This window comes from Nitrospirillum iridis, assembly GCF_014205765.1.
GTDB classification, from domain to species: domain Bacteria; phylum Pseudomonadota; class Alphaproteobacteria; order Azospirillales; family Azospirillaceae; genus Nitrospirillum; species Nitrospirillum iridis.
This window is the reverse complement of record NZ_JACIIZ010000001.1, coordinates 352,410-365,248: the sequence shown is the minus strand read 5'-3', so window position 1 is coordinate 365,248 and position 12,839 is coordinate 352,410. Positions and strand designations below refer to the sequence as shown.

Below are 12,839 nucleotides of genomic sequence, written 5' to 3'. Positions count from 1 at the left end.
CTTGGGGTTGTATTTCAAATTAGCTTTAGCAAGTATCCCTGGGAGGGACAACGACGTCCCGCCTTAAGGCCGCGGGGGATGAAAGTCCATCCGTCCCTCCGGCGTCATATGGGGAACGCCCAGCACGTCGCACAGGTTGACCAGCATGCCGGCGGTGGCGCCCCAGATGTAGCGCTCGTTATAGGGGAAGACCCAGAAGGATCGCTGGGCGCCCTTGAACTCGCGGGACTGACGCTGCCGGCTGCCTGGGTCCAGGATGAAGGCCAGCGGCACCTCGAACACCTCCTGCACCTCGAACGGGTCGGGCTGCAGGAAGAAGGGGGGGCTGACCAGGCCCACCACCGGCACCACGCGGAAGCCCGTCCGCGTGTGGTAGGTGTCGAGGCGGCCCACCACCTCCACCTGCGTGGGTGACAGCCCCACCTCCTCCTCCGTTTCGCGCAGCGCGGTGGCCACGGCGTCGGTGTCCTCCGGCTCCACCCGGCCACCCGGAAAGCTGATCTGCCCGCCATGGGCCGCCAGGTGGACGGAACGCTGGGTCAGCAGGACGGTCATGCCCTCCGGCCGGTCGACCAGCGGCACCAGCACGGCGGCGTCGCGCACCGCTGCCGGGGTTTCGAACACGCCGTCGACATCCGCCCCGTTGCCGTCGCGGTCGCCCCGGACGTTGATGCCCGGGCCCTCGGGCGCGAAGATGCCCTCGCGCCGGCCGGGGAAGGCGCGGCGGATCGCCGCCGCCATGCTCACGTCCCCTTCTCCCCGTGATCGCGCTCCAGGGCGAAGAATAGGCCCTGGCTCCAGACACCAGCCGGGCCCTCGCCGCCGACATCCCCGTCCGCCGCCAAGGCGATGTCGGCCAGTTCATAGAACACCGGCCGGTTCAGCCGCGCCTCCAACCCCCGGCCGATCTCCCCGCGCACATGGATGTAGGGGCTGGGCTCCCCCGATTCCGGATCCAGCGCCACGCGAATCGGGTGCTCGGCCCCCGCCGTCACCCACTGGTCCAGATTGGTGCGGAAGGACAGCGCCTGGTCCTGGCCCTGCCCTTCGCGGCGCATTTCCACCGCCACGAAGGGGGCGTCATCCACCCGGATGCGCCCCCGCTCCGCCGGGGTGATCAGCCAATAGTCCCCGGAATCGTCCCGTCGCAGGACGGTGGAGAACAGCTTGACCAAGGGCAGGCGGCCTATGGGACTTCCGTGGTAGAACCACGTGCCGTCGCGGGCGATGCGGATGTCGTACCCCTCATCCGGCCGCTCGTCCGGCCGCGTGTCCGGATTGGCGCCGGTCCGATCGTGGGGGACCCGCAGGCCGGCCAGATCGGCGGGGGCCGCCGGGGATGGCGCCGCCTTGTCAGCGGCGTCCTGACCGGTTCCAGAACCGGCATCAGGCTTGCTTTCCGTCATGGCGCAATCAACCATCAATTCAAAAGGCCCATCCTCGGCAGCCCGCCTGCCGAGGCCCTGGACCGGAAATTTTTCCGATTTCGGCCACAAAGCTAGCATAAAGGGGGCTGGCATACAGGCCCGGAGCCGGTGTTTTTGGCATGCTGGTGAACCAGTGCACCTTTGGGAGACCCCGCGTTGAGCATCACCGACCTGCCCCGTGACCAGGTTTACCCCGACGCGGGCCTGGCTTTGGACATCGAGAACACCGGCCTGAAGCTGGCTGGCGTCCGCGCGATGATCGGCCAGGCCATCTTCGGTCAGGAAGAGGTGATCGACCTCAGCCTCGTCACCCTGCTGGCCGGCGGCCATTTGCTGCTGGTCGGCGTGCCCGGCCTGGCCAAGACCCGGCTGGTGGAAACGCTGGGCGTGGTGCTGGGCCTGGACGAACGCCGGGTGCAGTGCACCCCCGACCTGATGCCGGCCGACATCCTGGGATCCGAGGTGCTGGAGGAGGGGGAGCATGGCCGCCGCGCCTTCCGCTTCATCCCGGGTCCCGTCTTCGCCCAGCTGCTGATGGCGGACGAGATCAACCGCGCCAGCCCGCGCACCCAGTCCGCCCTGTTGCAGGCCATGCAGGAAGGCCGGGTGTCGGTCGCCGGCCGCTATCACCCCCTGCCCCGGCCCTTCCATGTGCTGGCGACGCAGAACCCGCTGGAGCAGGAGGGCACCTATCCCCTGCCCGAGGCGCAGCTGGACCGTTTCCTGCTGCAGGTGGATGTGACCTATCCGGAGCGGGATGCCGAACGGCTGATGATGATCGCCACCACCGGTGCCGAGTCCACCCCCGTCCGCCCCGTGCTGACGGCGGCGGAGTTGCAGGCGGCGCAGGACCTGGTGCGCCGGGTGCCGGTGGGCGACAGCGTGGTCGACGGCATCCTGGACCTGGTGCGCAGCGGCCGTCCCGAGACCTCCGACGTGGCGGAGGTGCGCCGCCATGTGGCCTGGGGCCCCGGCCCCCGCGCGGCGCAGGCCCTGATGCTGGCCAGCCGCGCCCGGGCATTGATGGATGGCCGCTACACCCCCTCGCTGGACGACGTGGTGGCCCTGGCCAAGCCGGTGCTGCGCCACCGCATGGCATTGAACTTCAGCGCGCGCGCCGAAGGCGTCACCCTGGACGCCGTCATCGACCGCCTGTGCGCGCCGCTGGCCTGATGTCCGCCGCCGACACCCGCGCCAAAGGCCCCAACCCCGCCCGGGATCCCGCCCAGGATCATCCCGCACAGGCGGCCAGCCGTCTGCGTGACCGCGCCGACACCCTGGCCCAGCGCCTGCCGCCCCTGCTGGTGGCGGCGGAGCGGGTGGCGGCGACCGTGGCGCCCGGCCTGCACGGCCGCCGCCGGGTGGGCACGGGCGAGGCCTTCTGGCAATTCCGCCGCTATCAGCCGGGCGACGACACCGACCAGATCGACTGGCGCCAGTCGGCCAAGGGCGACCACGTCTATGTCCGCGAGAACGAGTGGGAGGCGGCACAGACCGTCTGGTTGTGGCGCGATGCCGGCCCCTCCATGGACTGGCGCTCGGACCGCGCCCTGCCCCTGAAGCGGGATCGCGCCGACCTGTTGGCCCTGGCGCTAGCCTGCCTGCTGGTGCGTGGCGGGGAGCGGGTGGGCCTGTTGGACGGTCCGCGCCCCCTCCCCGGCCGCACGGCCCTGGAGCCGCTGGCCCTGGCCCTCAGCCGCAAGGAGGCGGCGGCGCGGCCCCTGCCCCCCGCCCGGCCGCTGGCGCGACACGCGCGGCTGGTGGTGATGGGCGACCTGCTGGCCCCGCTGGCGGACATCCAGGCCGCCGTCGCCTTCCACGCCGGCCACGGCGTGCGCGGCCATCTGCTGCAAATCCTGGACCCGGCGGAAGAGACCCTGCCCTATGAGGGACGGGTGGAATTCCAGTCCGTCCAGGGGGCGGCCGACGGCGACCAGCGCCTGCTGGTGCCCCGGGTGGACGGCCTGCGCGCCGCGTACCAGGAGCGGCTGGCCGCCCATCGCGCCGGCCTGGCCCAGATCGCCCGCGCCCAGGGATGGTCCTTCTCCCTGCACCACACCGACAAGCCGCCCCAAGCGGCGTTGCTGGGACTATGGGGCGCCCTGTCGCAGGAAAGCCTGAGAAGCGCCACCGCGCATGCCGGCGTGACCCACATGAGCGGGGGGGACGCCTGATGGCCTTCGCCAGCCCGCTGGTGCTGTGGGCCCTGGTCCTGCTGCCGGGCCTGTGGTGGCTGCTGCGCCTGACGCCGCCGGCGCCCAAGCGCGTCACCTTCCCGGCCCTGCGCCTGCTGTTGGGGCTGTCCGCGACGGAGGAGACGCCGGCGCGCACGCCCTGGTGGCTGCTGGTCCTGCGCCTGGCGCTGTGCGCCCTGCTGATCATCGGGCTGGCCCGGCCGCTGCTGCACCCGGACGCCGCCCCGGCCGCAGGCGGCGGTCCCCTGCTGCTGCTGGTCGACACCGGCTGGGCCGCCGGCCGCGACTGGCCGGAACGCCAGCAGGCGCTGGACCGGTTGGTGACCCAGGCCGAGCGGCAGGACCGCCCCGTGCTGTTGCTGACCACCGCCACCAGCGCCGGCGGGGAAGCACCGCAGGTCCAAGGCCCCCTGAGCGCCACCGCCGCCCGCCGCCTGGTGCAGGCCCTGGCGCCCCAGCCCTGGCCCAGCGACCGCGCCGCCGCCCTGGCCGCCTTGGATACCGCCCAGAGGACCGGGCCCCTGGCGGGTATCACCGTCGACAGCTATTGGCTGGCCGATGGCCTGAACGACGGCAGTGTGGGCGCGCTGGCCAACCGCCTGCGCAGCCTGGGCCGCGTCACGGTGATGACGGCGGGCGCCGACCACGGCCCCCTGCTGCTGCGCGCGCCCAACAATGGTGCCGGCGCGTTGATGGTGCCGGTGGAACGGGCGGAGGGGAGCCAGCCCCAGCCCATCGCCGTGGAGGCGCTGGGCGAGGACGGCCGGGCCCTGGGCCGGGTGGAGGGCATCTTCACCCCCGGACAGCGCCAGCTCGCCTTGCCCCTGACACTGCCGGGCGAGTTGCGCAACGCGGCCGTCCGCCTGCACCTGGAGGACCGCACCGGCGTGGGGGCCACCCTGCTGCTGGATGACCGCTGGCGCCGCCGCCCCGTGGGCCTGGCCAGCGCCGGCCCTGGTGGCGACAGCCAGCCGCTGCTGTCCAGCCTCTATTACCTGGATCGCGCCCTGGCGCCCTACGCCGAGGTGCGCCGGGGCGTCGTTCCCGCGCTGCTGGAGGGTGGCGTGTCGGTGCTGGTCCTGCCCGACATGGGCACCCTGGCGCAGGGCGACACCAGCCGTATCGCCCGCTGGATCGACCAGGGTGGCGTGCTGGTGCGTTTCGGCGGCCCCCGCCTGGCGCATGAGACGCCGCCGATGGGGGAGGAGACGCTGCTGCCGGTGCGCCTGCGCGGTGGCGACCGGTCGCTGGGCGGCGCCCTGTCCTGGACCACACCCGCCCATCTGGCGCCCTTTGACGACAAGAGCCCCTTCGCCGGCCTGGACGTTCCGGCCGACGTCACCGTCAGCCGCCAGGTGCTGGCCGAACCCGCCCCCGACCTGGGCGACAAGGTCTGGGCCCGGCTGGAGGATGGCACGCCGCTGGTGACAGGGGAGCGGCGGGGCAAGGGCTGGCTGGTGCTGCTGCACACCAGCGCCGATCCCACCTGGTCCAACCTGGCCCTGTCGGGCCTGTACGTGGACATGCTGCGGCGCCTGGTCAGCCTGAGCGACGGCCTGCCCGGCGGCATCGGCGGCAATGCCGGGGGGGCCCTGCCGCCCCTGCTGGTGCTCGATGGCCAGGGCCGGCTGGTGGCGCCCTCCGCCCTGGCCCAGCCGCTGGAGCCGCAAGGCGCGGGCGGCCAGGATGGCGCCAGCGCGACCGAGATCGGCCCCCTGCATCCCCCTGGCTATTACGGCGTGGGTGACCGGCGCCGCGCCCTGAACCTGGGCGCCTCCGTGGCGCCGCTGGTGCCTATGGAACCGTTGGCCGGCGTCGCCTACCAAGGCTTCGGCGGAACGCGGGAGACGGATTTGCGCCCCTGGTTCCTGGGCCTGGCGGCCATCCTGTGGGTGGTGGACCTGTTCCTGTCGCTGGTGGCGCGCGGCCTGCTGCCGTCTCCCGCCCGCTGGCCCATCCGCTGGCCCGGCCCCTGGCGGCGGGGGCCGGCCACCATCGCCCTGGTGCTGGTGGCCCTGCTGACCGCCCCGCACACCCGCGCCGCCTCCTCGGATGAGGAGATCGTGCGGGCCACCACCGCCAACTGGCTGGCCTATGTCGAGACGGGTGACCGCGCCGCCGACGCCACCACCAAAGCCGGCCTGCTGGGCCTGGGGGAGCAGCTGAACCGGCGCACGGCGGTGGACGTGGCCGGCGCCATGGGCGTCAACCTGGACAAGGATGATCTGGCCCTGTTCCCGCTGCTGTACTGGGTGGTCACGCCGGGACAGGGCGCCCTGTCCGACGCCGTGGTGGCCAAGCTGAACCAGTATCTGCACGGCGGCGGCATGATCCTGTTCGACACCCGCGACCAGGGGTCGCCCGATGCCGGCATCCAGGCCCGCCTGCGCGAGCTGACCCGGGGCCTGGACGTCCCGCCCCTGGCCCCGGTGGGGCCCGACCACGTCCTGGGCCGCACCTTCTTCCTGATGCAGGACTTCCCCGGTCGGCAGGCCGGGGGGCAGCTGTGGGCGGAGGCGACGGAGGGCCGGCTGAACGACGGCGTCTCCCCCGTGCTGGTGGGTGGCAACGATTGGGCGGGCGCCTGGGCCGTGGACGGCCAGGGCCGGCCGTTGAACGCCGTGGTGCCGGGGGGGGAGCGCCAGCGTGAGATGGCCTACCGTTTCGGCATCAACCTGATGATGTACGCCCTGACCGGCAACTACAAGGCCGACCAAGTGCACGTGCCGGCGATCCTGGAGCGGCTGGGGCAATGATGGACCTGTTCTCCGGCCTGAGCGTCAGTTTCGAGCCGCTGCTGCCCCCCTGGCTGCTGGTCATCCTGGCCCTGCTGTCGCTGCTGGGCCTGGCGCTCATGGCCTGGCGGCGGGCGCGGGGACTGACCTGGCGCGCCGCCACGCTGGCGGCCCTGGCCCTGCTGCTGCTGGACCCGGCGCTGATCCGGGAGGACCGCCACCCCCTGAAGGATGTGGCCGTGGTGGTGGTCGACACCTCCGCCAGCCAGAATGTGGGCCATCGCAAGGAACGGACCGAGGCGGCCCTGGCGGCGCTGAAGACCAAATTGTCCGCCGTGCCGGACCTGGATTTGCGGGTGGTGGAGACCGGCACCTCGACCGGCGGCGGCAAGGGGGAAGAGACCCGGGCCATCGACGCCCTGACCCAGGCCGTGGCCGACATTCCCCGCCGCCGCCTTGCCGGCGCCATCCTGCTGACCGACGGGCAGGTGCACGACGTCCCGGAAAAGCCCGACAGCCTGGCCGATCTGGGGCCGGTGCACACCCTGCTGACGGGGGAGCATGGCGAGGGCGACCGCCGTCTGGTGCTGGTGCGCGGCCCCAGCTACGGCATCGTCGGCAAGACGGTGACGGCCACCGTGCGGGTGGAGGACCTGCCGGCCAGCGACGGTGCCGCCGACAGCGCCCTGCTGACCATCCGCCAGGATGGCCAGCCGGAGCGGCAGGTGCCGGTGCCGGTGGGCGAGGACGTGCCCCTGACCATCACCGTGGGCCATGGCGGGCCCAACCTGCTGGAACTGTCGGTCAATGCCGGCCCGGCCGAGCTGTCCATGGCCAACAACCGCACCGCCTTCATCGTCAACGGCGTGCGCGATCGCCTGCGCGTGCTGCTGGTGTCGGGTGAACCGCACGCGGGCGAGCGCACCTGGCGCGACTTGCTGAAGGCTGACCCGGCGGTGGATCTGGTGCACTTCACCATCCTGCGCTCGCAGGAGAAATCCGACAGCACGCCCATCCGCGAGCTGTCGCTGATCCAGTTCCCCATCCGTGAGCTGTTCGAGGTGAAGCTGAACGACTTCGACCTCGTCATCTTCGACCGCTATCGCCAGCGCAACGTCCTGCCAATGGCTTATCTCGCCAACATCGCGGAGTATGTGCGCAACGGCGGCGCCTTCCTGGAGGCCAGCGGCCCCGCCTACGCCACCCCCCTGTCGCTCTATCGCACGCCGTTGGGCGGCATTCTGCCGGGTGAGCCCACCGGCACGGTGACGGAACAGCCCTACACACCCTCGCTGACCGAGGCCGGCCGCCGTCACCCGGTGACCGCCGGCTTGGACGGCTACGGCGATGGCGCCCCGGCCCCGGGGGACGCCCGGAAGGCGCCCTGGGGGCGCTGGTTCCGCCAGATCGACATCGTGCCCCGCCAGGGGACCGTGGTCATGGCCGGAGCCAACAACCAGCCGCTGGTGGTGTTGGATCGCGTGGGCAAGGGCCGGGTGGCCCAGATCGCCTCGGACCATATGTGGCTGTGGTCGCGCGGCTTCGAAGGCGGCGGCCCGGCGGCGGAGCTGCTGCGCCGCCTGGCCCATTGGCTGATGAAGGAACCGGCGCTGGAGGAGGATGATCTCAAAGCGCATGTCGACGGCGACAGGCTGGTGGTGGAGCGCCGGTCGCTGAAGCCCGACGCCGACCCGGTGGAAGTGCGCTCCCCCAGCGACGCCGTCACCACACTGCCCCTGGCCGATGGGCCGGACGGGGTGGCGCGCGGCGCCCTGGCCGCCACGGAGCCCGGCCTGTGGCGGGTGAAGGATGGCGACCGCACGGCCTTGGCCGTGGTGGGCGCCTTGAACCCACCTGAACTGGCCGACATGCGCACCACGCCCGACCGTCTGGCACCCTTGGCCAAGGCCACGGGCGGCGGGGTCTTCTGGCTGGTGGATGGCCCCGGCGGCAGCGGCGGCCTGCCCGACCTGCGGCGTGTCGGTCCGGGCCAGAGCGCCTCGGGCGGCGGCTGGCTGGGCCTGCGCGCCAACGGGGACTACACCGTCACCGGCGTCGCCCGTGTGCCCCTGGTGCCGGCCTGGGCGGGCCTGCTGGTTCTGGCGGCCCTACTGGTCCTGGGCTGGCGGCGAGAGGGACGGTGACGGCGCCCGCCGGCGGCTCAATTGGACTTGGTCACCGCAGGGAAGGGCTTCAGGCGCCTCGCTGCCAAACCTTGGTGACCAGGAAGTGCTGGGCCAGGAAGTGATAGGTCTTCTTCAGGCGGGCCTCCAACTCCGGGCCGCGTTCGATGGGCTCGCCCTCCCAGGCGTAGATCACGTCATCCCACAGCATGAGGCGGGTGTGTAGTTCGTCGCGCATGCGGCGGATGAAGCCCAATTGGCTGTCATAGGATTTCAGCACCGCCACGATCTCACCGGTTTGGGCATCCAACTGGCCGAAGATGTCCTCGAAATCCAGAATAGGCTGCTTGACCAGGGCCATCATGCGTGACAGGTCGGACTGGATCTGACGGTCGGTCTTGTAGATGCGTCCCGTCTGGGCCAGGCCGGAAAGGATGTGCTGCACCTGGCCGTAACGGTCGCGCAGCGCCTCGATATAGGACAGCTCACGGGCGATCGATTCGACCTTGTCCACGATCTCCTGCTTGCGTTCCTCAGGCAGGCCGAGGCGGCGGGCCAGTTCGCTGAAAGCCTGCTGCGCCCGCTGTTTGGTCTGTGGATCCTCCACCACCTGTTCCAGCTGGGCCCGGTCGGTGATCAGGGTCTCCTTGCCCGTGATCCACGACACCAACTGCACCGTGATGCGGCCACGGGCGATCTGCAGGTGCTGGTCCTCGACCCGCCAGGACGCAGTGCCGTCCAGCAGTTCGCGGGGGATGCTGTCCCCGGGGCGGATGGTCTTCACATATTTCAAGCCACGCTCGACCACGCCCAAAAGCGTGGCGTCCGGGCTGTTGTCGTCAATGCCGAAGGCTTCGCGCAGGGTACGGAAGGCGATCTTGCCCCACAGCTCACCCAGTTGGACGTTATAGACGGGCTCGTTGCCATCGCGGGCGAAGGAAAAGAAGGCGCCGGGAACGGAGAATACCTTGTTCTCGAACAGGAAGTGCGTGCTGCGGCCGGCTTCCACCTCCTCCGGGGAAACGGACACCGGTGACGTTTCGACCGTCGTCGCCGTCGCGGCACCCTGGCCTGCGCCGTCCTCGGCAGCGGCCGCCTGTACCGGATTTTCACGTCCCAACATCGTCTCCGGTCAGTCTGCCCAAACGCACCGTGCGCCGGTGCCGGAACGACCCACCTGTTCCGCACTGTGACCCGATGGCCCCGGGCGGAAAGTGACACAGATTTCGCGGCCCGGCGATAACCTCGTTTTAATGGGAAGAGCTTACCGGGCGATTAAGGCGCCGAAGATATTATCCACCGGGGGCCGATCCCACCGGTGGATAGGACAATTCAGTCGTCGTTCATGACCTGCGCCGTCTTCAGCGCGTCACGGACCAGCACGCTCTTGCGCAGGATGTTGTCGATGACCCGGCCCTGGACCAGACTGATGCCCATCTTCTCCGCCCAGATCAGTCCGGAAACGGTGCCGCACCGGGCCAGGATGTAGCGGCAGTTTTCCTGCTGCCGCACCTTTTCCTGCAGGGCCTCGACCTCCTCCTCGCTCATGCTTTCCATGTCGGGGGACCAGATGATCTTGGCGTAGTCGCAGGCCATGTATTCCAGGTCCATGTGCGTGACCCAGAAATCGTTCAGCCCATCGATGCAGATTTTGTAGCCACGGGTGGCAGCGAAATCGACAACCTCCTTGTACATCGAGACGTTCTCGATCAGGTCGGTCTTGTTGATTTCCAGGATAACGTTACCGCGCAGGTCGGTCGTCAGCCGCTCATCGAACTTCACGAAGCTGGCCGACAGGATGGTGGCCAGGTTCAGGTTCAGGCCCAACCGCTTGCCGCGCAGGAAATCGACGCCGTAGTTCAGCGCGCGCAGCACCGACAGATCCAGCTGGGAGGTGAAGTAGCTGAACAGCCAGCGGTTGGCGGTGATGTCGAACTGAGGCGACAGCCGCTCTTCCAGCGCCTTGATGGCGATGTACAGCTCGAAATACTCGAACTCGTTCTCGGTGGGGTTCTGGATATTCACCACCGGCTGATTCAACATGAACGGCGACAGGTCGAACATCTGCACGGCGCGTTCGATCTTGCCCAGCTCCTCCAGGGTGATGGGGGGCTTGGTCTGCTCAACCGGCGCGTCGCCGCCCTCACCCTTCTGCAGGCCTTCGATGAAGCGGATGACGCTGACGAAGTTGAGCGACAGCTCCATGATCGAATAGAGGCTGTCTTCCCGGTAGGGGTTCTGCTTCGTCATCGTCGTGCGCGACAGCAGCAGCTTCTCGATCTTGGAGCAGACGTCGCTGATCAGCGAAAACTTGATGCCCTTGTACAGGACGATGACATCATCGTTGGAAAGATTGAACGCCTGCAGGTAGGAGGAGTTGTCCGCCGTCTCCTGCATCGCGCGCTTGATGGACAGCAGGTCCAGGTTGCTCTTGTCCTTCAGGAGGGACAGGTGCAGATGGATGAGGCGCAGGCCTTGCAGTTCACGCTTGGCGGACTGCAACAATGTCAACAGCTTCTGATCGTCGAATTCGGGCTTCTCCGGCACCACCGCCGAACGTTCGCCGGGTTTCACCCGGACCCAATCCCGTTTCGGCGCATTCTGACGATTCATCTCATCTCCGCAACCGGATGCTTCCAAGGCCCCGGGCAACAACTAGGACGTGCATCTTGTTCCCATCGGGCGGGCTCAAGCCTTGGAGCCCGAAGAGACCCGAACCCAACCCCGGATCCGCGCGAGGGGCAGGCCACAGGACCTGAACCGCCCGCGCGCAACCTTTACCATAGGATATCATGGCCGATACTTTGGCCAATTCAATATCCCGCTAACCCTTGGGATGGGCCCCCTTCACGGGCAAACCTATCCTTGCGGCAATAATACTTTGGAAGGGGCGCAGGTGATACATAAAATTTGACGAATCCTGACACGACATCCCGGGCGCGCGAGTGCCGCAGCGGCTCCCGCCGAAAATCGGCACCGGCAAGCGCATGCCCACGCGGACGACGACACGACACGGGGAAATTGCACCACAACAAACAAGTCTGGGGCTGCCCCACGCGCACGGAACCGACCCGGATTCAGGCGTCTGACGAAGTGCATGCAGGGAGATGGCTGGGGCGGGAGGGATCGAACCTCCGCATGGCGGAATCAAAATCCGCTGCCTTACCGCTTGGCGACGCCCCATCACCGGGCCCCCGTCGGGGAGGGCGGCACCATAATCAGAAAGCCCGGCCGACGCAACGCCCCAAATCGCCCCGCGCGTGTCATCCTCTTCCATCGGCCCCTTTCCACCGGGTGGACCCCGCCGGTTCAACGCCCCTTTCCTCCCTCCCCGGTCATGGCACTATGACGGGCCCTTCACCCCGCCTGGTCTCGCCCATGCCGCCCGCCCGCCCGCGTCGTCTGTTCCACGCCACCGGCTTGGCCGTTCTGCTGCTGGCGGCCCACGCGCTGGCGGCCCCGGCCGAACCGCCGCCGGAACCAAAACCGGAGCCGCCACCGGCGGGCGCCGCCGCCGACCTTCGGGACCTTGATGCGCGGGCGCGCGACGGGGATGCCCAGGCGCAGCTGGACCTGGCCGACGCCTATGGCGACGTGCCCTTCGACCGGCCGGCGGACATGGTCCGTGCCCGGGCCTGGTACCGGCTGGCCGCGACGGCACAGGACGGGCGCATCCGCGCGCGTGCCTGTGTCGCCCTGGGCGATCTCGAAGCCGGCGGCATGGGCTGGCCGGAGAATGTGTCCGCGGCCCTGCCCTGGTACCGCTGCGCGGCCGACCTGGGCGACGCCCAGGCGCAGTTCGACCTGGGCCTGCTGTATGACGAGGGGGTGGACGTGCCGGCGGATGCCCGCCAGGCGGCCGACTGGTACCGCCGCGCCGCCGACGGCGGCCTGGTGCTGGCGCTGGAACGGCTGGGCGACCTGTATGAACGCGGCGTGGGTGGGGGGCCCGATCGCGCCGCCGCCGCGCGCTGGTACGAACAGGCCGCGGCCAGGGGGGATGGCGATGCCGTCCGGGCCCTGGAGCGCTTGAAACGGGGCGGGCGATCACCCGTGGTGGTGGGCGTCGGCCTCGCGGCGCAGCCGCAGGACCCGGCCACGGTCAAGCCGGCGCCCAGGCCCGTGCCCGGCCAGCCGCGCACCCCGCCCGCCGCCGTCGGCCCGGACGGCTTGCGGCTGATCCAGGTGCGCTTGCGGCGGTTGGGTTACCTGATGGGCCCGGCCGACGGCCGCATGGGCGCGCGAACCGCCAATGCCATCCTGGCCTATGAGGCAGCACACCCCGTCGCCTGGGATGACGCCGCGCCCGCGCCCGATGGCTGGCCCAGCCGCGATCTGCTGGCGCGGCTCAGCCGGTAG

Annotated in this window: 9 protein-coding genes and 1 tRNA gene; 5 read left to right on the top strand and 5 right to left on the bottom strand. The window is 70.0% G+C overall.

The window, feature by feature from the left end:
* Window positions 1-63: 63 nt before the first annotated feature.
* Both FHS74_RS01575 and FHS74_RS01570 read right to left on the bottom strand, forming a co-directional pair.
* A complete protein-coding gene (locus FHS74_RS01575) occupies window positions 64-741 on the bottom strand; it encodes a CoA pyrophosphatase (RefSeq protein WP_184796806.1) in 678 nt (225 codons plus the stop codon).
* A 2-nt stretch (window positions 742-743) separates the two neighbouring features.
* On the bottom strand, window positions 744-1,421 hold the full coding sequence (locus FHS74_RS01570; protein WP_343066826.1) for a DUF1285 domain-containing protein: 678 nt from the start codon (window positions 1,419-1,421) through the stop codon (window positions 744-746).
* A gap of 162 nt (window positions 1,422-1,583) precedes the next feature.
* Between FHS74_RS01570 and FHS74_RS01565 the strand changes: the two genes are divergently transcribed.
* Genes FHS74_RS01565 through FHS74_RS01550 form a run of 4 tightly spaced genes read left to right on the top strand, consistent with a single transcriptional unit; the run spans window position 1,584 to window position 8,501 of the window.
* Window positions 1,584-2,600 carry an AAA family ATPase gene (locus FHS74_RS01565; protein WP_425491244.1) on the top strand — a complete coding sequence of 339 codons (1,017 nt, stop codon included), beginning with the start codon at window positions 1,584-1,586 and terminating at the stop codon, window positions 2,598-2,600.
* Window positions 2,600-3,601, top strand: a complete 1,002-nt coding sequence (locus FHS74_RS01560; RefSeq protein WP_184796804.1) for a DUF58 domain-containing protein — start codon at window positions 2,600-2,602, stop codon at window positions 3,599-3,601. Before FHS74_RS01565 ends, FHS74_RS01560 begins: the two co-directional genes overlap by 1 nt.
* Window positions 3,601-6,378, top strand: coding sequence for a DUF4159 domain-containing protein (locus FHS74_RS01555; RefSeq protein WP_184796802.1), 2,778 nt, complete (start codon window positions 3,601-3,603; stop codon window positions 6,376-6,378). The genes FHS74_RS01560 and FHS74_RS01555 overlap by 1 nt, the downstream gene beginning before the upstream one ends.
* Window positions 6,375-8,501, top strand: a complete 2,127-nt coding sequence (locus FHS74_RS01550; protein WP_343066825.1) for a hypothetical protein — start codon at window positions 6,375-6,377, stop codon at window positions 8,499-8,501. The genes FHS74_RS01555 and FHS74_RS01550 overlap by 4 nt, the downstream gene beginning before the upstream one ends.
* 49 nt (window positions 8,502-8,550) lie before the next feature.
* Here the strand turns inward: FHS74_RS01550 and FHS74_RS01545 are convergent, their stop codons facing one another.
* The 3 genes from FHS74_RS01545 to FHS74_RS01535 all read right to left on the bottom strand — a co-directional run bounded on the left by FHS74_RS01545 (window position 8,551) and on the right by FHS74_RS01535 (window position 11,663).
* Window positions 8,551-9,603 carry a hypothetical protein gene (locus FHS74_RS01545; RefSeq protein WP_184796800.1) on the bottom strand — a complete coding sequence of 351 codons (1,053 nt, stop codon included), beginning with the start codon at window positions 9,601-9,603 and terminating at the stop codon, window positions 8,551-8,553.
* 209 nt (window positions 9,604-9,812) lie between these two features.
* Window positions 9,813-11,093, bottom strand: a complete 1,281-nt coding sequence (locus FHS74_RS01540; protein ID WP_184796798.1) for a hypothetical protein — start codon at window positions 11,091-11,093, stop codon at window positions 9,813-9,815.
* 495 nt (window positions 11,094-11,588) lie between these two features.
* Window positions 11,589-11,663, bottom strand: a tRNA-Gln gene (locus FHS74_RS01535).
* A 162-nt stretch (window positions 11,664-11,825) separates the two neighbouring features.
* Between FHS74_RS01535 and FHS74_RS01530 the strand changes: the two genes are divergently transcribed.
* Complete coding sequence (locus FHS74_RS01530) at window positions 11,826-12,839, top strand: SEL1-like repeat protein (RefSeq protein ID WP_184796796.1); 1,014 nt, start codon at window positions 11,826-11,828, stop codon at window positions 12,837-12,839.

Bases quoted from the DNA above. Each gene is read 5' to 3' on its own strand.
- FHS74_RS01575 (WP_184796806.1), bottom strand. From the start codon at position 741: ATGGCGGCGGCGATCCGCCGCGCCTTCCCCGGCCGGCGCGAGGGCATC.
- FHS74_RS01570 (WP_343066826.1), bottom strand. From the start codon at position 1,421: ATGGTTGATTGCGCCATGACGGAAAGCAAGCCTGATGCCGGTTCTGGA.
- FHS74_RS01560 (WP_184796804.1), top strand. From the start codon at position 2,600: ATGTCCGCCGCCGACACCCGCGCCAAAGGCCCCAACCCCGCCCGGGAT.
- FHS74_RS01555 (WP_184796802.1), top strand. From the start codon at position 3,601: ATGGCCTTCGCCAGCCCGCTGGTGCTGTGGGCCCTGGTCCTGCTGCCG.
- FHS74_RS01550 (WP_343066825.1), top strand. From the start codon at position 6,375: ATGATGGACCTGTTCTCCGGCCTGAGCGTCAGTTTCGAGCCGCTGCTG.
- FHS74_RS01545 (WP_184796800.1), bottom strand. From the start codon at position 9,603: ATGTTGGGACGTGAAAATCCGGTACAGGCGGCCGCTGCCGAGGACGGC.
- FHS74_RS01540 (WP_184796798.1), bottom strand. From the start codon at position 11,093: ATGAATCGTCAGAATGCGCCGAAACGGGATTGGGTCCGGGTGAAACCC.
- FHS74_RS01530 (WP_184796796.1), top strand. From the start codon at position 11,826: ATGACGGGCCCTTCACCCCGCCTGGTCTCGCCCATGCCGCCCGCCCGC.